Origin of the sequence: Caballeronia sordidicola (assembly GCF_002220365.1) — a bacterium.
GTDB classification, from domain to species: domain Bacteria; phylum Pseudomonadota; class Gammaproteobacteria; order Burkholderiales; family Burkholderiaceae; genus Caballeronia; species Caballeronia sordidicola_C.
The window spans coordinates 18982-39292 of the sequence record NZ_MTHB01000200.1 but is presented as its reverse complement, the minus strand read 5'-3'; the positions used below and the strand labels follow the sequence as shown (position 1 = coordinate 39292).

Sequence of the window (20311 nt, the reverse complement as noted above, 5' to 3'; positions counted from 1 at the left end):
TGCTCGAGCAGCCAGTCATTGAGCGCCGGAATGGCGGTCGTGGAGAGTTTGGCCCGCGCTTGCGCGAACGCTTGGCCGGATACCTGGCGGAGCAATTGTGCCTGTTGCTGCAGATGGGCGAAGAACTCGTCCAGTTCGGTCTGGACGCTCTTGCGCATGCCGGTGAGCATCAATGCAATCAGTGCCGGCAAGGGCAATTTGCGACGACGTTGGAACGCCGTGGGATGCTCGGGATCGCAGGCAAGCTGACGAAACTGCTCAGTCTGAATATGGGCGGCGAGGTCGGCAAGCAGAGTGGAAAGAGGCATGGGGCCAACGAAGATCAAAAAGATCCTCATTGGCCGCAGCCCTGCTGGCGTCTAAAAAGACGCCAGCAGGGCTGCGGCCGCGCGAAGTTGGCTTCATGTCAAGTGCTTTTTTAACTTGATTGAGTTCCGGCGCGGCAGACGCGCTTAACTTGGGTGGATTGGCCCCGCATCCCGGCAATTGCATTGCTGAAAACACCGTTTTATTTCAACGCTTTCGCCAGCACGCCGGATATTTCTTTGAGGTCGCGCTGCCACTCGGTGTTGCTGGGATAATGTGCGGCCACGCTTCGGCAGTTTCAATTCCAACCCGTGGAAACGAGGCATCAATGTGCGGTGCGGCGCCGAGCACGCGGTCCGTGGTGCCCCCAACTATCTTCCAACTGGTTGCTAGACTTCTGCCTTCAGCCAAGTTTAGGCCCAGTAGCTTGAGATCGCCGTCGAGCCGTTCAAATTCAGCCAGTCGTATTGCCTCGCCGCCGCCAACGCCGTCGTCAATTCGCGCCTCGATGATCATCCGCATGAGAGCCTCCGCAATTGATCGTAAGGCAACAAATATATCGCTACTCTGCCTTACCGGCTGCCTCCGGTTTTAACTGCACTCGGACGACTTTAAGTCAATTTCCGGGACAACTTTGTGTCGTTTGACAGCAGCTACTGGGCGCGCAACCTGCTCATTAACCCAGTCGTATCAGCCTTCCCCGATAGGGTAGTTTGGTCGGCCTGCGCAACGACCTTTTCGAGGCTTGCTCGGCGTTCACTCGCGTCACGGCCTGCACACTCGCGCTGTCACCAATTTGTGACACGCCTCACCGAAGGCTTCATTCATTTCGTTACCTCCATAGCTGCTCCAGTTGCTTCCGGCTGGAGCGGTTGCCGGGTGGGACTTGCACCCACTGGAAAGCGCCACCTTTTCACGGCGAACACCCTGAACGGACAGTCTTTGGCAAACGTCGAATGTCCTTCAATTCGCCCACAGCGGATCATCAAGTGAAGTCACTTCACAGATTGGACCGCTGACTCGACGGCCCCGACAGGCAGCGTAAAGGAAGGTGGCGGTGATGCAACGTTTCATCCAGGTACATTGATAACCGCAGAACATCAATACTTCGAAAAAATGCACTTATCGCGTAGCCCTGTTTGCGTGAGTATCTGTACTCTAGATCCCAGCGAGATCAGAACGAAAGTAAAACGCATAGGAGACAAGGCTATGTACGACGCAAGGCGCACCCGGAGCGGCTAACGATCGCCCCTCGGGCAGCGTAGTTTCACGCCCCAGCCGGTTCGAGCACCGGCCAACTCGACACACGTCATGCCACGGTATCCGAACGCCATTGGCGTCACGGCCGCTTGTCAACTGGCGCTTTCGCCTTACGACCAATCCGAACACCCGTTCTTGTCAACGCAATGCCCTTCAGGAGGCCTCGGATAGGTTGGCGCACGCGTTTCCGGCGAGGGCGGTGTACTGAGCCACATACTTCTGCGCCATCGTGCGCGCCTCAAAGCGTGCGAGGAAGCGCGCGCGGATGGTGGCGCGGCATAGCATGGAGGAGCGGTTCACCGCCTCAACTGCGCTGGCTACATCATCGACGATGTAGCCGGTGACGCCCTCGTCGACGACCTCACTGACGGAGCCCCGATTGAACGCGATCACGGGTGTACCGCACGCCATTGCCTCGATCATGACGAGGCCAAATGGCTCGGCCCAGTCGATCGGAAACAGCAGTGCTTTGGCGCCCGACAGAAACGCCGGCTTCTGCGCTTCGGAGATCTCGCCCACGAATTCGACGTGCGGCTGTGACAACAACGGCTCGATCACCGTCCTGAAGTAATCGCGATCCGCGGGATCCACCTTGGCTGCAATCTTGAGCGGTAAGCCCGCGCGTGCGGCAATCTCGATCGCCCGATCCGCCCGCTTTTCCGCGCAGATACGACCGAGGAATGCGAGATAGCTGGGCGAACGATCGAGTTGCGGCGTCAGCAACTGTTCGGGCAGTCCGTGGTAGATCGTCCCGAGCCAGTTGGCTTGCGGCAGCGGGCGCCGCTGGGCGTCCGAAATGGCAATTACCGGCACCCGCGAGAACAGATTGAACACCGGCTGGAGCTCGGGAAGATCGAGCCGGCCGTGCAGGGTCGTCACGAACGGGATGCCGAGATCATAGAAGCGTGAGAACGGCAGGTAGCTCAGGTGGAAATGCAGGACATCGAATTCGTGAGCCATGCGCCGGACCTGCTCCAGCAACACCATGTGCGGCGCGAAGCCGTCCTGAATCGCTTCCAGGCGCAGCGCGCGCGAGCATCCGGAGACAAGGTGTGCGCTGGTCCGGGAGTCGCCGCTCGCGAACAGGGTGACCTCGTGTCCTAGTTCCACCAACGCTTCGGTCAGATAGGACACCACGCGCTCGGTGCCGCCATAAAACTTGGGCGGGACCGCCTCGTGCAACGGCGCAACTTGGGCGATACGCATGCGTGTCCTCGTGCTTGGCTTTCGGGCGCACCGCACGCGACCACGGTTAAACAATCGCGTGCACCTGATGTTAAGAAAGCGTTACCAGCGGGAACAGCCAATATTTCGATGGCGTCGCCTGCTTTTGCGCGAGCGCACCAGATTGCGGCTGCGCGCGTTGCCGCTTTGTCCTTCTTGGCCGCTTCAAGATGTCCGAGTGCGCAACCGCCCGCGGCACCTGCTGCGCCGGACCAATGCCGCGCGACGGTGCCCATCGCCGCACCCTCCCGACATCCTTCGGCCTAGTAGGTGGGTTGTTCAGCGGTCACCGCCACGGCGAGCAGCGAGACACACAGAATGTTGACTAACGCTCGACTCTTCATGGTTCCTCCACGGTGAAAACTCGGTACTGGCGGGGTTAGATCGGCTTCTTCTTGGCGTCCTTAACCGCTTCCTCGACGTCACCAACATTTTTACGCGCCTGGCCGGCGCCTTGCTGAAGGTCGCCTTTGACTTCCTGAGCCTTATCGCCAGTGGCCTTACCGATCGTTTCGTTGATCTTGCCTTTGACCTTCTCGGCGGTACCCTTGACTTGATCCTTGTTCATGGTCAATCTCCTTGAGTGGTCCATTCGCTTGACCTGCACGGCTATCGTGACAGGCCAAGGTATATGTGCAAGCAGCGTGCCTGTGCTGTGCTTCTCCATTTAACGTGAAGCGAGGCCGACATGAAATCCTCGATCGTGAGCATGCTCATTCTGGCTGGCGCGTTTGCGAGCGAAGCGGTGCAATCGCAAGGGACTTCCCAAACGATCACCAGCCCCCGCGTCGACGTGGTCCAAGTCGCGTAAGGATATCGGGCCACCAAAATCGTCGGCGCGCCGGTCTTCAACGAAAGCAAAGACAAAATCGGCATAGTCGATAACCTCATCGTCAATTCGAGGGACCATGTCGCCTACGCAATCCTGTCGGTCGGCGGATTTCTCGGGCTCGGAACCCACCTGGCGGCGGTTCCATTTAGCGACCTCAACATCGTCGAGAAGCAAATCAGGCTGTCGGGCGGAACGAAGGACAAGCTCAAGAGCCTCCCGGAGTTCAAGTACGCGCCTTCATAGGTGGGTGGCCTGCGGCCACTTCGCGTGCCGTTTCAGATGCTGCACAGCCAGGCGCAGAAGCTGACCGATATCGGCTGGTTTGGACAGGTGAAAATCGGAGCCGGCATGCGCGTGGGCGTGGCGCGCTAGGGTCGCGACATTGCCCGTGACCGCGACCAATAGCACACGCTTATTGGTTCGGCGAACCTGACGGGCAACCGCATGCCCGCTAAGCAGCGGCATGTCGATGTCCAGAAAGGCGATCTCCGGTTGCCAGCGCGAAAACAGCGCGAGTGCCTCCGCGCCAGCAGCCGCGATCCACGGTAGTCCGCGACGGCCTTCCCTTCTGCATCACGCCTCTTCCGAGGCGCTTTTTGCTAACCTATTTAGACGACGAGCATTGACGCGCAACGGTTGCCGGGCGGCTGACCTCTTCCGGCAACACGCCAGCGCATCACTTAGATGTTGAGGCGCGAGACTTTGGTGCCCTCCAGCGACACGCCGGACATCAGGCCCGCGTTGGTCAAGACGAACGCTTGAACCGGCGCAGTCTCGGTCGAGGTGTCGATGTTGCCGTTTGCGCCTACCTTGAGCGCCGCGACCGTGGCGTCAGCTCCCACCGCCCAGCCTGCGCTATTACGGAATTTATCGAGCGCTTCCTGAGTCATGAAGAGGAAGATAATCGCTTTGGATTGCGCGCCGATCTGCAGCCCAAACGAGCCTGCCACGGTGCTGTAATAGCCGACCGTGCGGCCGCCGACCCGCAGCGAGCCTTCACCGTATTGGCCACCGACCCAAAAGCCCGCCGACAGCACTGACGGGAACACCAGGACCCCGCGCGCCTTCGAGACGATCGATAAGCATTTAGTGAGCTCGCCCGATGGGCGCTGGGTCGCTTTAAAAGTTCCGGACGGACTGTTTGCTCAGTACCGACAACGATATGGAAACATCGGACGACACCGACGAAAGCCAGATGCCCGCTTCAGAGCGGCGCGAGCAGGCCGTTCAGCGCCGACACCGGATGCCAGCGCGGCTGACTGCACAAACGCGCTCGCGTCGGGAAGCTGCGCCTAGCCTATCGTTCGGCTCGTACGACAATAGGCAATAGCACCTCGAATACGCATCCAGCGCCCTCTTGCGACCTGAAGTCTATTTCACCTCCGAGGGATGTGACCAGCTCGCGAACTATCGCCAACCCCAGACCTGTTCCAGGAAAATCGTTGCCGGCTGCCCGTTCAAATTCTTCGAACACGCGTTCCCTGTCTTCGTCGGCGATGCCGATGCCTGTATCAGTCACCCGAATCCGAAAATGACGATCGCCCACAGTTGTCATGAAGAGACCAACCTCGCCGGTCGCGGTGTACTTGGCCGCGTTGCCTAACAAGTTCAACGCGATTTGTTTGATTTTGAGGCGATTCGATGTCGTCACTTTGAGGAGCGGGTCGAAGGTGGTATGGAACTTCAGGCCTTTCTCCTCGACCGCAGGTTGAATTGCAGCGACGAGGTCGTCGTAGAGTTCCCGAAGCTCGAACGTCTCGAGCACGCCCGGGTCGCGGCTACTTAGAGCGACCGCATAGTCGACCATCTCGTCGATTAGCAACTTCATATCCGACACCTGCCGATTGGCAAGCGCGAGCGCAGTCACTACTTTCGAGGGGACTTTCTCCGCGAGCTCAAGCGCGTTCGAGAAGATGTTGAGGAAATTTCGCAGGTCGTGCGTCACACGGCGGGTCACTTGCAGACGCATCTCGTATAGCTTGTCTATGCGGCGTTTGCTGCGACGCAACTCGTCGTTCGCTCGCTCCAACTGACCTGTGTACTCGTCGATTTTGTTGTCGCGCTCACGGAGCACCTCGCGGATGGAACCGAGCGTCACGTAGCTAATGACTTCGTCGACAACATATCGGGCCTTTCCTTGGTCTGAAGCTCCGAACCTGTCGTCTGCAGTCGCGTATGCTTCGACGGCATCGGTAAGAACCTGTCGAAACAAATCGAGTTCCCGAACGAGTTCGTCCAAACGATAACCCTGGCGCCAGCGCCATTGCCCGTGTTCTCTCGCATCACTTTCAACGGCAACTTGCGCAACGTCCAGGTCTTGATGCTCCAGCGCCGCGCAGATTTCTTCGAATATGGCTGGGAGGTGGTCAGCCAGTTGTATCCGGCTCAGAGAATCTGATTTCTCGACGTCGGTATCGCCGCTGACGATTTTCATCCACCGTGCGACGAGACGGTCTTTCTCTCGGCGAAGATAATTAGCAAGTAGTCGAAACGGTTTGATGTCAGTCACGGGGATATCGGTTTGAAGCGGCGCGTCAGCAGCAGGCTGATGGACGTTTCGTCATCCAAAAGTTCCTACCGGGAAAGGCAGGTCAGAAAATTATACCTGCGCCTATCCTCCGCATAATGTTCCCGCAGATGCAAGTAACATGGTGCAACTGCTCGTCAACAACACCGACGAAGCGCCAATTGGGGGATATGACGACTCTCTCCGTAACACATGGCTTGTGGGTCAAACCCTAGCGCGGCGCTCCGGGGGGGCGTGCCCGATAAATCAATGCGAGCTAGCGGGCTGGCTTGTTCGAGGCCCGCGCCCGTCGCAAAAACCCTTCTAGACCTGTGGCATCCACCGGCTTTGTCATGTGAGCGTCAAAGCCTGCCTCTATCGCAGCTATCTTGTCCGAGTCGGATGCATACCCCGTAATCGCGACGAATGTAGTGTTCGCCAGACAATCAAAGCCGCGCATGGCCAGTATGAGCGCGTAGCCGTCCATGTCCGGAAGCCCGATGTCACTCAGCACAACCTCAGGTTGCCACTCGTTGGCGATGACGAGCGCTTCGGCCGCGCTATATGCCACGCGAGTGGTATTGCCCGAAAGCTGCAAGTAGAGTGCAAGCGCGTCCGCTGTATCGTGGTTGTCTTCGACAATCAAAATGGACATCGGTGCGGTTGATGACGCCACAACTTCGGCGGGCCCGGTGGTCGGTGATTCTCGAGGAGCCGCGCGGCGAAGGCGGAGCGTGAACTCGCTACCGCGCCCGACGCCCTCACTACGCGCAACGAGCGTCCCGCCGTGCAACTCAGCCAGTTTCGGGCGAGCGTCAGACCCAGGCCCATGCCTCCTACGGACCGGGCGAGTGGCCGTTTGCCCTGCTTAAAAAGCTTGAATATCGCGTCAATGTCCTCGTTCGCGATTCCAATCCCGTTGTCGGCCACTCGGATGAAGACGTTCAAGCCGTCACCGTCGGCCGTTAGGTGTATGCGCCCGTTGGCTGGCGTGTATACGGCAGCATTCTCTATCATGTTCGCTATGACAATTGAGCACTGAGTCGGGTCGGCGAACGCATAGAGTGAAGCGTCGACGGAGATTGAAACCGTGTGCCCTCGGTCGACGATGGCCGCGTTGGTAAGCTCGAGCGCGTTTTCAATCAAATTCTTCACGGAGACCGGTTCCGGGTTTAATTGCATGACGCCGGTAGTCGCCAACGACGTCGATAGCAGGTCGCCGACAATATGACCCATCTGTCCGACGTGCCGTCGGACAATCTCCCGCGCCCAAGCGCGCTCTGCATCGGTCGCTTCAGGTCGGTCGAGAATGGCGATACCGGCCTGAATGGGGGCCAGCGGCGCGCGAAGCTCATGGGCGAGCATCGCCAGAAACTCCTCCTGGTGACGCTCAGCCTCGTCGATGCAACGTCGCATTTCCAGTAGTTCTGCCGACGCTTGCCGTTTTTCAAGATGCAGCACGGCGTGTTCCGCCAGCGTTTTTAGTGTCGCCCTTTCTGATTCACTCAACTTCCGGGGCTCGTGCGCAATCACGCATAGGGTCCCGAGGGCCGTGCCGTCCGACGCCTTCAATACCGCGCCAACATAGAAAACGACGTTCCGCTCCCCGACCACCTGGGGATGATTCCGAAACTCTTCATCGGCGGTCGCATCGGGAATCACAAGGATATCGTTGGTCAGGAGGGCCTGAGCACAAAGCGATTCCTCACGCTTAGCCCACCGGGGCTCCATTCCCCAGGCCGACTTACACCACTCTCGGGTTTCGTCGATGAAGTTGAGCAATGCGATCGGTGCCTGCAACAGACTTGCAGCGGCTTTGGTAATGGAGTCGAAATGCTCCTCCGCTGGGGTGTCAAGAATCCCGAACGTTTTGAGCCTGCGTAATCGGTGCGACTCGTTAAAGGGAAAGGCGGCGGCCATGACACAGCGTTCCGAGAAGTGAGTCAAGTTAGTTACGCAATAACCATTCCTCTGCATAAAAGTGTTTGACCAATAGCTGGTAATTCGCCTTCTTCGAGATTCCGATCAATGCCAGGCGACCGGCATCCCGCATCACCGGGCATTGCGACCAAGCATTTGCCGTTGTGGCTCGAGTCCGACCGCATTCCTTTGAACGTGGGTGCCTGGCCGCCCGATCTCTGCCGAGGCGTGCATTTGGAACCGGCGCCCGCAGTCAAGGCAGCATGTTGGGAGGATTTGTCGATCTGCGCAGTGTCGATGTCAAAGATGCCGAGCAACTCCCCTCGCCGCGGCACCCCGTGACGACATTTTCCACACTTTCCGACCTCTACGTTGACGGTAATACGGCAATTCGTGTGCGGCTGTTCACGATGCCGCAGCGCCACTTCCATCTCAGACTGTTGCTCCTGTGCGGTCGCCGGGAAAGGTCTCATCGGCAAGAAACACGGTTGAGTGTCTCTCGCCAAATTCACCCTGAAGGGCGATGATGAGTGACTCAGTGCCCTGGTTCTAAGCGACCACACTGAACGCAGTACATGTCACGCCGCATTCGCAGCACTGAGGATTTGGAGACGTACGATGGGCAACGATATTGACGACGACCAGCTTCGCGCTCGGGCATATGAGCTGTGGGAAAAGGCAGGAAGCCCGGAAGGACGAGCGGATGAATTTTGGGAGCAGGCTTACAGGTCTCTTGTGAGCCCAACCGTAGAAAATAAAGCGGTCGACGCGGACGAGGTCCCTTCCGGAGCATTTGACGAGGACGCGCCGGTCACTGAAAAGCCAAGTTAAAAACCAGCGGTCGAGCGGAAGGTGAGCCGTCGTTTGTCGCTGGGGTTCGAACAATTGCGATTCACCGCTACTGGTATGTTCGCCGCATGTTCTTAGTCCACAGGTCCTGGCCTGCGGGAGAGAGGGTTGCGCGCTAACGAAACGGGGACACCAAGTGGCCCTTTGCCTCGCCCGGCCCCGTTCTATTTTAGAGCCATACACGGCCAGTGGCGCCAGTTTGGCCAAGACCGCTAACGGCGGTTTCACCCTGTTCCACTGCGTGGCCACTATATCAACGCTCCCCAAAAAAATCTCTCGGCCGTAGCAACCAGTAATCACACCCGTTGGAGCGACTTGAAAGTGCTGCGCTCGCGCCAATCCGACCGCACGCATCGGGACGCGTCGTTTTATTTTTGACCATAAAAACGCAGCGTCACGTGCTCCTTTCGTTCACGGGTCTGAATTTTTGTCCACGAGAATAGCTAGCCGTCCCGCCCTACGACGGTCTGCGGCTTGCTCGTATAAAAGCAACACATTGGAGCGGCTTATGCGACGCTCTCAGCTGACTTCTTGGGTGGCAACCGGACGGGTTTGCCTTGATGCGAACAAGCCTGAATCCACCTAAACTTAAAAAGCTCGGGCGTCTGCATCGACCCGGCATAGATTGTTGAGAAGAACGAGGAGCGGAGATGGACCTGGACCTGGACCTGGACCTGGACCTGGACCTGGACCTGGACCTGGACCTGGACCTGGACCTGGACCTGGACCACTATTTGAACGCGATGGAACGCTTGCAAGGCGTGGTCAATTCTCGGTCTCGCAGTGCTCCACACCCGTACGATAGACAAGCACATCACTACCGACAAATGCTCGATGTTATTGGAGAAAGTTTGGTGGAATGGGGTCATCCGTCGCTAACGGAAGAAGAGCAAGCGCGCTTGTTCGCCGCGAGTGAATCCGCCGACCGCGCTCATGTTAGCGTCGAGTCGTCGCTCCGATTTGTTAAAGTTGCAATCGACATTTTGCAGCCCAGGATGCCAAAGCCAAAAAGCGTTATGGGTAAATAGCTGCACTGATGCGCATTGCTTTACGCCGGGCGTTTTTTCGCCGACGCGACGAGCCAATTGTGCCGCAGCTGAAACTTCTATTGCGAGGTCCACCGCGTTCAGGAGTTTCGTGGCCAAGCAGCCGCCGACCGCGAACATGCCACTATCGGCAGGCCACCGCCGAGTTGGACAGTGAACGGCCATCAGGATTGACGACCTCGATTTTCGCGGGAGCAAGCTCTTACGATTAGCGTCGTCGACAAACTTTACAAAGGCCCTCACCTTCGCGATGGGCGACAGGTCCCATCCGTAAGCCCACGATGTCAGGTTACAAGCTCGCCGAAGATGATTGGGCAACAAGAAGCAGTTGTCGAAATCGTGGGGCTGCGCATCCGAATTGCCTGTCAATTTCGTGCCCGCGACCTATAACCAAATTAGAAGAAACGGAAACGCGCATTGAGAGTACCGCGGGCACATCACACGAGTCTCGGCGTGCGTTGACTAACGAGAAAGTGCGGAGCGCGATTTGTTTGAAGTAAACAGCTAGATGCCAAGACATCGTCGCACCGAAGGTGCTGAACACGCTTCCTTGGAAACGCTACCGCGCGGAACACATACGAGATGAGCGTGAGTAGCCCTTATTAACCATCATATGCCGAGAAAAGGACTCAGGCCATCAAACGTCATGCAGGGAGTATCGAAATGAAATCAGCCTTTTGTGTAACCGCGGTTGGAGCCTTCTTGCTTGTATCGGCAAGCATCACGAACGCACAGGACACGCAGCAGCGTGCGCAGCCATCTGCGCGGTCGACCTTGCAGGACGACGCGAATGCTTCCGCTCAAGCCAGCACCGACATGTCATATGGCGGGATTGTGGCCACGCGAAGCGAGGCCGGGGTGTCTCCACGTCCGACCCCAAGCGCTTACGTTCGTCAACGCCACCTATTTTCCAAACACTGAGGCAGCGGTCCCGTTGAAGCCAGAGCGATGACGTAGGTCGCGCCGCAGAAACTTCATCGGTGCACGGCAAGCGGCATCGACCTGCTCATCCAATCGCTCTAACTGCTTTTGCCGTGGCAAGGGGTCGGGCTGGCTCTAATCTCACGACCGGCAGCGCCATCAAGCACGTGACGATGAATGGAGGGCAAAAATGTCGCAAGTCATTGTTGGACTCTTTTCGTCGTATCGCGATGCCCACGAGGCGCTTCGCGCTTTGCAGCTGTTAGGATTGGGCCGCGATGACAGCCATCTGTACCGGACGGGCCAGCGCGAGTCGGACGCACGATTGGCAGAGACTGATGGTCCTTTGGAAGAAGGAATGCAGGGTCCGGACAGCGCAGAGTACGTGGCGCACGGCGAACATCAGGGGGTAGTGGGCACGAACAACCGCTTCCGCGGTTCGGGCATCGACTCGCCCGTTGCCACCGACAAGGACGTCGACCGTACAAGCAACGCCACTTCCGCGCGCACACTGCTTGTTGTCAATGAAACCACCGCCCCAAAACTAACCACCGTACGCGAAGTCCTAGACGAACACGGCGCGCTCGCAGTAAAGGACCCTACCGGGCATCGGCGCTTTTCGCCCTATAGGAGGGTATGCCGCAGCCAAGAATAGGCGAAAGCCGGCAGGACTCGTCGGCGGAGACGCTGCAACACCTAACTGAGTCGATGCCGTTTCCAGGCCGCGCGCTCGTACTGCCTTAAACGGCTTAGATTCCGCCGTCGACGCCGCTCGCTCAGGTAATGGATTACGACGGATAGCGAGGCGACGGGTATAACGATGCAAGCTAAACCTGTTGTAAATGCGAGGATAGTCATGACAGTCCTCCCTTACACGAAAAAGCAGTGAGTCGGCCCAACTCAACACACATTCGTCAGCAAACCTTTCTCAGTAAGCCTTCTTAATTCCGCTGCCCGAGGCAGGCGCATCCATTCCACCTTTCTTCTGCATTTGCTTTTGCGAAGTACCGGACGGCCCGCCCATCGTGCTCGAACCAGACGCGCCGGGTGTCGAGCCTGTGGGGCCGGCCGAGTTCGGTGTTCCCATGCCAGTTCCCCCTTGTCCGGCCCCGTTGCCGCCTGCAGTGCCACCGCCGCCTGCGCCTGCGCCACCGCCCGCACCCTGCGCGTACACGGCGCCGGACAGACTTAAAATGAGCGTCGAAATCAGCAATCCCCTTGTAGAAGCTCGCATGGCAGTCTCCGTAGTGTTCTGCGCGGCCCTTGCATGCCGGACTGGCACACCTCCGCGCCGTTTGCTCTGCAATCGCCATGCCGCACCCGGCCGCAGCCGTTGCAGCAAAGCGGTGCCGCCGCGACTGCGACCATATCGAAGAAACGTAGTGCGGCTAAGGCCGAGAAGAAGGCACCATGACGCGCCGTCATTTGCCTTCCGGGGGCCCCTGCGGGCTCGACTTCCTGATCCCGGACAACTGGTCCGCCAATCAAGCGCTCGCTGTTGTCGAACTCATCGACGATCTACGCGAGCGAATCTGCACGCACTATCAGTTCGCATTGCATGAACTGCAGCGCGAACAACGCACCCCTCCCGTGAACCCTCACATCAACGACGAAGATCCATTCTGAGCACGAGCAGGCATATAACCACGGGCTCGCGACAACGGCCCCTGGTCGTTGTCTCCTCTATTCAATCCAGCGCCGCCGTTTAGTGTCGGATTTGCACCGCCGCTAACAAGAAGGTCCGATCCGCGGACTTAACCCTTTTTCTCGTCGAAGAACCTGAGGCTCACCTACATCCCCAGCTTCAGGCAGCTGTCCTAGCCTTCCTCGGTGATCAGGCGGAACAGTCACGCAAGGAATCTCCGGCTGACTACGCTCCTTCGGGCGAGCTTCAGGCTGACCTGCGGCTGCGGTGCAGGCAAGGATCGGAGCACATCTATCGCATGTGCCACGGCTTTTGCCCGTTCGATGCGCTCGGTCACGCTGTGCTGCAACAGCGTAGTGAAATCCTCACGGTGACGGCTGCGAGCAATGGCGACCAGTGTGCGGCGGATCCTGCCGAGGACGCCGCGGGCGGAGTGGCCCTCCGCCACCTCGCCGCACAGGTAGCGCGTCACCGCCTCGCGCGTCGACATACCTGTGTACCAGGCACGTAGCGCAGCCAGGGAATCGGCGTCCGGGAACCCGCCTGGGTTTGGTGCAGTTCCGGAAGGGGGTGTGAGATGCGTTTTCATGAGGGCGAGTTTAGCCTCAGAATAATGCTATTAAGATAATAAGACTTATCTTAATAGCTCTGTCAGTGAGCGAATTTGCACCCATCGTCGCCTACCAGATCATTGCGAACTTAGCGTGGCGGGCCGCCTGCGGATACGCGCAAACGGCGCTTGAACCCAAGCAGCCATCGGCACCGCACCATCTGCGACGTCGAGAAGCCCGCCGTCAATCCCCGATTCGTTTGGTGAGCAGCAATCGACCAGTGCAAAACAACAGGCCGGCTTCACATGGCACTTCACTCATTTGAAAAGCGACTTGGCGCCGCTCGACCGAACGCTGTTGCTGACCGCGCTCCTTACTGACGCGTTCAACCTCGGGTTGCAGAAGATGGCCGATGCCTGTCCAGGCACGAGCGTGGCGAAACTGTCGTGGTCGGTAGTCTGGTATATCCGGTGCGGTCGCTGTCAAACCCGTTCGTTTTCTGTATTCCGGGAACCCGGCGACGTGCCAGGTTCCTTTATTTGGATGCTCAGATCACTTTCAGCGTACCCATCATGCCGAGGTCCTCATGCTCAAGAATATGGCAGTGGAACATCCGATCGCCCGCGATCTGTTGGACCGTGGCGATTCGCACTGTCTCGCCCGGCCGCACGCTCACGGTGTCGCGCCATGCACGGTAAGGCTCAGGCGTATTCACCGCGTCCTGCTCCCTCCCGATCACCTGGAACTGCGTCCCGTGCAGGTGAAACGGATGGTCCATGTCGGTGCGGTTTTCGATCGACCAAAGTTCGACCTCACCTCGTCGACTGGTCAGTGAGATGCGGGCCGGATCGAAGATCGCGCCGTTGATCATGAAGGTCATCCCAGCCGGCATTCCGTGTGCGGACACGCCGGGGCGTTGCATCGCGGCCATGTTCATCGCTTCGGAAAACACCACTGACTTTTGCGTGACCGGTGCGCCGAGTGACGGCACGATGCGCAGGGATGTTGGGATGGCGCGCGGCGCCAGCGGGTTACCGGCAGTGGTCGGTGGCTCGAATCGCACGTCAGCGAGCACCCGGTCCGACTCGGGTGGCAGGCTGCCGTGGGACATCGCCATCTTGCGGCGGTCGTAGACGCCAGCAGTCAGCACCGCATCTGCTGGGCCCATGCCCGCGCGCACAATCAGTTCCGTCCGCTCCCCGGGTGCAAGCAGCAATTCAGTAAGTTCATCACGCGGTTGCTCAAGCAGGCCGCCGTCAGTGCCGACCTGGGCAAAGCGGCGTCCGGCCCCAAGCGACAGTCTCAAATAGCGGGCACTGCATGCATTCCATACCCGCCAGCGTTCGTCAGTGGCAACTATGATGCGCGGACGGCGTGCCCCGTTGACCAGCACGAATTGCCCTTCGCGGCCATTCATCCAGTCCATCATGTCGTTCGCCGGGATCGACCCGTCGATGGCGAGCCTAAGGTCAGACAGGAAAAGATGTCGCTCGGGCCAGGCCGCGAGCGGATCGTCGGCGCTGCGAACTACGATCGGACCCGCGAGCCCGCGGAAAACTTGCTCTGCGGTCTTCATGTGCGGATGCGGGTGATACCAATACGTGCCGGCGCTCCCCGATGGCAACGTAAAGCGATAGACGCGGGTCGCTCCCGGCGCTACCGGGTCTGACGGATTGCCGTCTTGATCTGGCGGGACTGGCAGACCATGCCAGTGGATCGTGGACGGCTGTGGCAGACGGTTCACGAAACGGATCTCCACCCGTAGACCGAATTAAAAGTGTCACCGCCCGGACCTCGAAGCATCGGGCCGAGGCGCCGCTGAGGTGACACTTTTGCTTGCAGTCGGAACGACGTAAAACTGTCACTTCGCATAAGTCCGTATTAACTTTGTCACTTCGCATCGTGCTTAGTGCGTTTTTCCGTAACTCTATGATTTTGCCGATAATTATCGATCGAGACCGGCGGTTTCCCGTAACCTGAGCCTGCCGCATGGGCGCGCGCTTGGGAGGCGCCATCAGTAGTTCTTGCCTAACCGTAGAGGACCGAGGAGTAGCGTTGTGTGACTGCAACTAAGGATATACAGTTAGGAATACAACAGAGATTCAATCTCATCCAGAGCGATGCCTTGCATCAGATATGATTGAACCCAAAGCAAGGGGTTCTATCCAGTGACCGAGGTATATTCAACCTGTGAGTTCGGTCGCAGGGAGCGGGTCAACTACCGGAGCTGAACCGCTTACGCATCAAGGGATGGGGGCCGGCACGAAGGTTCTAGCGAGCGCCTCGGCCATGTCCTTCTGGGACACCGATGGCAGTACAATTCACCGCATCCTTTCGTACCGAAGGCGGTCCCACCTGCTATGCCGCCACTCCGTTGCACCGCGGCCATAGATCAGGATTACGTATCATAAAATCATAAAGAGAGAGTACGATCTTCATGCTTTCCCTAGGCTTGCTTTTGCGCTCCGCAACGTAGGAAAGCGACCCAAGCGGATTACACAGTGACACGCTCGCGGACCGGCGGCAGTGACGATTTTCCTTCGCTCGCGCCAAGTCATTGAACCGGCGCGCTTTTTTTGCGAAAGTGACTGACCAACACGCGAAGTGACAGTTTTATTGCCGAAGTTGTGACACTTTTAATGCGGTCTACGCCTGGGCGCGAAATAACAAGTGACTGCGGGAAACATAACAGTCGCTTAACGTAGAGGAGAGTGAACCAAACCTTGGGAGGCCATTTCCGTCGACCTGACCGCCGTCATAGACGGCGAGACGGCGCCGTACCTGATGAGATACGGCGCTTGGAATTTGGGAAGTTTCTATTGAAGAGAGCCCGGCGAGCGCGCCCGGCACGCTGGCCGTATCGGCTACGCTGGCGACGTTGCCAACCGATCGGAGTTGCTATGCGACTGATTATCGAGGCCCGCCTGGAGGGTGGGGAAACGAGTGAGACTGAAGCGACGATCGTTGCTGTGGTGGAACGACAGAACCAGAGCGTCGCTGAGCTGGGACTCACACTTGCCGAAGGCCGCGCCTTGCTCGCCGAGGTTCAATCGTTGCTGGTGTCAGAGCAGGCTGCCGGGTGGATGGAGAGCCAATTGGCTTGCGACCGTTGTGGCTCGATGCTAGCGCACAAAGACGCCCGGTCGATCGTGCTGCGAACTGTTTTTGGCAAGGTCGACGTGCCGAGTCCGAGGCTGTGGGCGTGCAGCTGCGCGGCAAAGCAAGGGCAACCGCGCCGCTCCGTGAGTCCGCTGTTCAAGGTCGTTCACCAGCGTGTGACGCCGGAATTAGAGTACCTGCAGGCCAAGTGGGCTGCCCATCTACCCTACCGTCAGGCCACTGAGCTGCTTCGAGAGGTCCTTGCGCTGGACAAAGGGATTTCCTTCGGTAGTACTCGCCGTCGGATCCTCGCCGTCGGTAACGCGCTGGACGCGCAGATCGAGCGCAATATCGCGTCTGGACCAAAAGCGCTCAGCGCAGAGCGGGTTCGCGAATCGACCACCGTCGGCTGCGTGGGCGTCGACTCGGCGTGGCTGAGCTTCAGCAGCAGCCCCAAGAGCCGCAAGGCGGCGCGCGACCTTGCGGAGCTGAAATCGCCGTGGGCGCAGAGGTTGACGCGGGATCGACACTTCAACATCGTTGCGGGCCGTGCAACTCTTACTGATCGCACCCCGCGTCTCTACGCGTACGTGCATAAGCTGGTGCCATCGGCGCCCGCGCGGCTGGACCAATTTCCCTTTGCAAGCGGCGTGGCTCCAGACGAGCGAGTCACCGTGATCAGCGATGACGCTGGCGAATTCGGCAAGGCTGTGGACGGCAGCCAGCTCGCCAGGGGAAGGATCCTGGACTGGTTTCACATCGCGATGAAGTTCAAGGCTGACAAGAACTCGGTGTCAGGAAGCCAGACGATGGAGCCCCACGAGCGAATCGCTGTAGAGACAGAGATCGATCACGCCAAGTGGCTGGTTTGGCATGGAAAGGGCCGGCAATCGGTGTCCCGCATCAAGGCCCTCGATACCACGCTGTTGGTGAAGGAAAGCTATGAGCACTCGACGTTGTTCTGGAACCTGCGCCGCCTATACTTCTACATCGAGAACAATGCCGATACGCTCGTGAACGATGGCGTGCGTTATCACAAGGGGCAACCGATCGGCAGCAGCATTGCCCAGTCCGCGGTGAACTTGGTGATCAGCCACCGCATGGCGAAGAAGCAGCAAATGCGATGGCCGGACGAGGGAGCGCACTATCTGGCGCAGGTCAGAGTTGCTGTTCTCAACGAAGAATTTTCGGTTGAGAGGCTTGCCGGTTAACCAAAGCTACTGTAGCTGCGAACTCACCGAATGCGCACCGAATGGCGTGAATTCACCTCCCACAGTTTGGTTCACTCTCGTCTACGGTACGCGTGTAGCCTCAGCATCGTCAACAATTTAAGCACAGCAGGGTTTTCCGCGCACGAATTACGAAAACGCCCTTCACACAGCTACGCCCGCGTTCGAGCTGCGAAAGCGGCAAACTGAAACCAATCCGGAGCGACGGGTTCGGTGTTGGGTCGAAGTTTGACTGGGCTCGGTAGGGCTGATTGATCGATCCGTGGGTGAGATTCGGGGCGCTGCGGTCAGGCAGCGCAAGCGCACCTGTTTTCGGTGGCCGATTTTATAGCTGAATTAAGCAAGCAGAATTAACGGACCTCAACGGAAGCCGCAGTTACTTGTCTACTCAAAAAATGCCTTCGCTTGGTTGGGATCGAACAACCGCAAGATGTCGACGCGCCGCTGTCATAGGGTTTTAACGGTGATATCGTCGTAATGCCTGAGCTTGTAGATCGCAATGGAGACGATCCAGCTCACAATGAATATGCCTATCACGATGTAACCCAACAGTCCGAAGTGCTCGTTGAGGCTGCCGATAGAATCCCAGAATGGGCCCTTGAGCCCGAAGTTGTCCTGGAGCAAACCCAGCGCCTCGATACCGCCGATCAGCACAGCGACCACGACCGAAACGAACGTGATCGTGATGTTGTAGTAGAGCTTGCGCATGGGCCGGACGAAGGCCCAACGATACGCACCGAGCATCAGGATGCCGTCGGTGGTATCGACCAGCGACATGCCCGCCGTGAACAAGATCGGCAACACGAGCACGGACCAGAACGACAGGCCATGCGACGCCTGGGCCGCCGATATGCCGAACAAGGCAACCTCGGTCGCGGTATCGAAACCTAGCCCGAACAGGAACCCCACCGGATAAAGCTGCCAGCTACGCGAAACCAGTCTCAACAACGGCCGAAGCAATCGCGACAGAAAACCGCGATTGTTAAGCAGGAGGTCAAGATCAGTTTCGACCAGCGGTTCGCCGCGGCGCACGGCGCGAAACGTCCTGATCACGGACGCCAGCACAACCAGGTTCGCGGTGGCCAGCACGAACAGGAACAGCGCTGAAACGCTCGTGCCAATCAGGCCGCCGACCCCCCTCAGGTCATCGAAGTGAGTCGTCAGCGCGGTTGCCGCGAACGCGACGCCCACTGTGAGCGCGACGACCACCGTCGAGTGGCCGAGCGAGAAGAACAAACCGGCGCCGAGCGGACTGTGGCCGATCTGGAGCAGCTTGCGCGTGACGTTATCGATCGCGGCAATGTGGTCCGCATCCACCGCGTGGCGCAACCCGAACGTGTATGCCAAAAGCGCCGTGCCGAGGAGCGCGGGCTGCCCATGAAAGGCCGTCAGCGCCCAGGTCCACGCGACGACATTGAAGACGAGGAGGAGCGCGTAGATACCGGTGATCTTGTGGCGCAGACCTGTTGGGCGGTCGTTAAATAGCTGAGACATTTGTTTTAGCATCATGAGCCTCGCGTTCTTGCCTGTCCCGTAAGCTTCAACACGATCCAACCGCCGATTTGCTCGTGCTTTGGCGCACCGTTTCCGCGACCTCTACCAACGCGGCCGCTTCCAGCCACGCGTACCACGCCTTCATCCCCGCCCCGGTTTCCGCCGATACCTGCAGCACCTCGATAGAAGGATTCACTTGCCCCGCATACGCAATGCAGCGTTCTACATCGAAACGCAAATGCGGCAGCAGGTCGATCTTGTTCAGCAGCATCAAGCGGCTTGCACGGAACATGTGCGGATACTTGAGCGGCTTGTCTTCGCCCTCGGTCACCGACAGGATCACCACCTTCGCCTGCTCGCCGAGATCGAACAACGCGGGGCATACAAGATTGCCGACGTTCTCGATCATCAGCCATGCATGCGAAGGCGGATCCAGCTGCGCCAGAGCGCGCGACACCATGCCGGCATCGAGATGACAGCCCGTACCCGTGTTGATCTGGACCACGCGGCAACCGGTCGCGCGAATTCGCTCTGCGTCGTTGAGCGTCGCTTGGTCGCCTTCGATGACCTGAATCGACCGGGTACTGTTCAACGCCTGGAGATCGCGGATGGTACGTTCAAGCAACGTGGTCTTACCGGCTCCCGGTGAGCTGACGAGGTTCAGCGCGGTGATATGGCGGCTCGCCAACCAGCCACGGTTGTGTTCGGCAAGCAACTGGTTCTTCGCCAAAACATCCTGTTCAAGCGCGATCGTTGTGCCGTGGGTCGCTGCGGCAATCGCCACATCGGACAGGGAGACAGGCGTGTGTTCGGCGCCGGGATGATCGGGAATTGCTGGTGTTTGTGCGTGGTGGTGTTCATGACTGTGCACGTGCCCGTCATGCTCATGAACGTGAGCCTCATGAGCGTGCCGATGCGCACGTGCATGCAGATGCGCGGCCACACTCGCGCCGGCAGGCCCCGCCGCAAGTTGCCGCCACGAACCCGGATTGCGCGCCGCTTCGCTGTCCCCTTCCGCCCGGGTCTCAATCCGCTCGCCGGTCTCAGGGTCTGTGATCACCGTGCCGGCACCTTTCGAACAACCGCATGTGGTACACATCAAACCACCTCCATCTGTTTGATCTTCAGCTCGCTGCCGGCCAGCAGTTCGAGATTGACGCTTCCACACGCGCAGTGTTCGAGTAGGTCGGTCATGTCCACGCTGCCGCCGCAATCAAGGCAGCGCGCAAGGCCCGGTGTCTCGACAATCTCCAGCGCCGCGCCTTCGACCACGGTGTCTTTCGCGCAGACATCGAAGCAAAAGCGGATTGCGTCCGGCATCACCGCCGACAACCGGCCGATCTCCAGCGTCACGCGCAATACCTGAGCGCCCATCGCGCGTTCAGCGCACAGTTCGACGACACTATTCGCGATGCTCAGTTCATGCATG

At 58.8% G+C, this 20311-nt stretch carries 18 protein-coding genes and 4 pseudogenes; 7 read left to right on the top strand and 15 right to left on the bottom strand.

Going from position 1 to position 20311, the window contains the following annotated elements:
* The 4 genes and pseudogenes from BSU04_RS48030 to BSU04_RS28480 form a co-directional block, all read right to left on the bottom strand.
* Nucleotides 1–308 (bottom strand): annotated as a pseudogene (locus tag BSU04_RS48030) (IS4 family transposase); the annotation flags it as partial.
* A gap of 205 nt (nt 309–513) precedes the next feature.
* Nucleotides 514–828, bottom strand: a complete 315-nt coding sequence (locus BSU04_RS28495; protein WP_089163712.1) for a hypothetical protein — start codon at nt 826–828, stop codon at nt 514–516.
* Between the two features lie 891 nt (nt 829–1719).
* On the bottom strand, nt 1720–2772 hold the full coding sequence (locus tag BSU04_RS28490) for a glycosyltransferase family 4 protein (RefSeq protein WP_089163711.1): 1053 nt from the start codon (nt 2770–2772) through the stop codon (nt 1720–1722).
* A gap of 397 nt (nt 2773–3169) precedes the next feature.
* The gene (locus BSU04_RS28480) at nt 3170–3358 is read right to left on the bottom strand and encodes a CsbD family protein (protein ID WP_089163709.1); all 189 of its coding nucleotides are present in this window, start codon (nt 3356–3358) and stop codon (nt 3170–3172) included.
* 261 nt (nt 3359–3619) lie between these two features.
* Between BSU04_RS28480 and BSU04_RS48620 the strand changes: the two genes are divergently transcribed.
* On the top strand, nt 3620–3865 hold the full coding sequence (locus BSU04_RS48620) for a PRC-barrel domain-containing protein (RefSeq protein ID WP_306427234.1): 246 nt from the start codon (nt 3620–3622) through the stop codon (nt 3863–3865).
* On the opposite strand, the gene BSU04_RS48950 is transcribed toward BSU04_RS48620, so the two are convergent.
* The 5 genes and pseudogenes from BSU04_RS48950 to BSU04_RS28450 form a co-directional block, all read right to left on the bottom strand.
* Nucleotides 3860–4099 carry a response regulator gene (locus BSU04_RS48950; RefSeq protein WP_373452883.1) on the bottom strand — a complete coding sequence of 80 codons (240 nt, stop codon included), beginning with the start codon at nt 4097–4099 and terminating at the stop codon, nt 3860–3862. The genes BSU04_RS48620 and BSU04_RS48950 overlap by 6 nt on opposite strands.
* A 203-nt stretch (nt 4100–4302) precedes the next feature.
* Nucleotides 4303–4698 (bottom strand): annotated as a pseudogene (locus tag BSU04_RS28465) (BPSL1445 family SYLF domain-containing lipoprotein); the annotation flags it as partial.
* 221 nt (nt 4699–4919) lie between these two features.
* Nucleotides 4920–6131, bottom strand: a complete 1212-nt coding sequence (locus BSU04_RS28460; protein ID WP_089163706.1) for a sensor histidine kinase — start codon at nt 6129–6131, stop codon at nt 4920–4922.
* 274 nt (nt 6132–6405) lie between these two features.
* Nucleotides 6406–6783 (bottom strand): response regulator, encoded by a 378-nt coding sequence (locus tag BSU04_RS28455; RefSeq protein ID WP_089163705.1) that lies wholly within the window; start codon nt 6781–6783, stop codon nt 6406–6408.
* Nucleotides 6771–8048: a GAF domain-containing sensor histidine kinase gene (locus BSU04_RS28450; protein WP_179258474.1), complete on the bottom strand. Its 1278-nt coding sequence runs from the start codon at nt 8046–8048 to the stop codon at nt 6771–6773. Before BSU04_RS28450 ends, BSU04_RS28455 begins: the two co-directional genes overlap by 13 nt.
* Before the next feature lie 618 nt (nt 8049–8666).
* On the opposite strand from BSU04_RS28450, the gene BSU04_RS28440 reads away from it, so the two are divergent.
* From BSU04_RS28440 to BSU04_RS28425, 3 genes are all read left to right on the top strand, one after another.
* Nucleotides 8667–8879: a DUF2934 domain-containing protein gene (locus BSU04_RS28440; RefSeq protein WP_089163702.1), complete on the top strand. Its 213-nt coding sequence runs from the start codon at nt 8667–8669 to the stop codon at nt 8877–8879.
* 668 nt (nt 8880–9547) lie between these two features.
* Complete coding sequence (locus BSU04_RS45755) at nt 9548–9925, top strand: hypothetical protein (protein ID WP_144021376.1); 378 nt, start codon at nt 9548–9550, stop codon at nt 9923–9925.
* 1129 nt (nt 9926–11054) lie between these two features.
* On the top strand, nt 11055–11519 hold the full coding sequence (locus tag BSU04_RS28425; protein WP_089163699.1) for a hypothetical protein: 465 nt from the start codon (nt 11055–11057) through the stop codon (nt 11517–11519).
* A 273-nt stretch (nt 11520–11792) separates the two neighbouring features.
* Here BSU04_RS28425 and BSU04_RS28420 read toward each other — a convergent pair whose 3' ends face one another.
* Complete coding sequence (locus tag BSU04_RS28420) at nt 11793–12098, bottom strand: hypothetical protein (protein WP_089163698.1); 306 nt, start codon at nt 12096–12098, stop codon at nt 11793–11795.
* Nucleotides 12099–12274: 176 nt separating this feature from the next.
* Between BSU04_RS28420 and BSU04_RS28415 the strand changes: the two genes are divergently transcribed.
* Nucleotides 12275–12490, top strand: coding sequence for a hypothetical protein (locus tag BSU04_RS28415; protein WP_089163697.1), 216 nt, complete (start codon nt 12275–12277; stop codon nt 12488–12490).
* A gap of 221 nt (nt 12491–12711) precedes the next feature.
* Here the strand turns inward: BSU04_RS28415 and BSU04_RS28410 are convergent, their stop codons facing one another.
* Complete coding sequence (locus tag BSU04_RS28410; RefSeq protein ID WP_089163696.1) at nt 12712–12999, bottom strand: hypothetical protein; 288 nt, start codon at nt 12997–12999, stop codon at nt 12712–12714.
* 358 nt (nt 13000–13357) lie between these two features.
* Here BSU04_RS28410 and BSU04_RS28405 point away from each other — a divergent pair.
* Nucleotides 13358–13552: pseudogene (locus BSU04_RS28405) on the top strand (Tn3 family transposase); the annotation flags it as partial.
* 55 nt (nt 13553–13607) lie between these two features.
* On the opposite strand, the pseudogene BSU04_RS28400 reads toward BSU04_RS28405, so the two are convergent.
* Nucleotides 13608–14828, bottom strand: a pseudogene (locus BSU04_RS28400) (multicopper oxidase family protein); the annotation flags it as partial.
* 1132 nt (nt 14829–15960) lie between these two features.
* Here BSU04_RS28400 and BSU04_RS28395 point away from each other — a divergent pair.
* Nucleotides 15961–17370 (top strand): ISKra4 family transposase, encoded by a 1410-nt coding sequence (locus tag BSU04_RS28395; RefSeq protein ID WP_089163694.1) that lies wholly within the window; start codon nt 15961–15963, stop codon nt 17368–17370.
* A gap of 465 nt (nt 17371–17835) precedes the next feature.
* Here the strand turns inward: BSU04_RS28395 and BSU04_RS28390 are convergent, their stop codons facing one another.
* From BSU04_RS28390 to hypA, 3 genes are read right to left on the bottom strand one after another with little or no spacing between them, the layout of a single operon-like run.
* Nucleotides 17836–18894 (bottom strand): HoxN/HupN/NixA family nickel/cobalt transporter, encoded by a 1059-nt coding sequence (locus BSU04_RS28390; RefSeq protein WP_089163715.1) that lies wholly within the window; start codon nt 18892–18894, stop codon nt 17836–17838.
* A 34-nt stretch (nt 18895–18928) separates the two neighbouring features.
* Nucleotides 18929–19981: a hydrogenase nickel incorporation protein HypB gene (gene hypB, locus BSU04_RS28385; RefSeq protein ID WP_089163693.1), complete on the bottom strand. Its 1053-nt coding sequence runs from the start codon at nt 19979–19981 to the stop codon at nt 18929–18931.
* Nucleotides 19981–20310, bottom strand: a complete 330-nt coding sequence (gene hypA / locus BSU04_RS28380) for a hydrogenase maturation nickel metallochaperone HypA (protein WP_089163692.1) — start codon at nt 20308–20310, stop codon at nt 19981–19983. Before hypA ends, hypB begins: the two co-directional genes overlap by 1 nt.
* Nucleotide 20311: the final 1 nt, after the last annotated feature.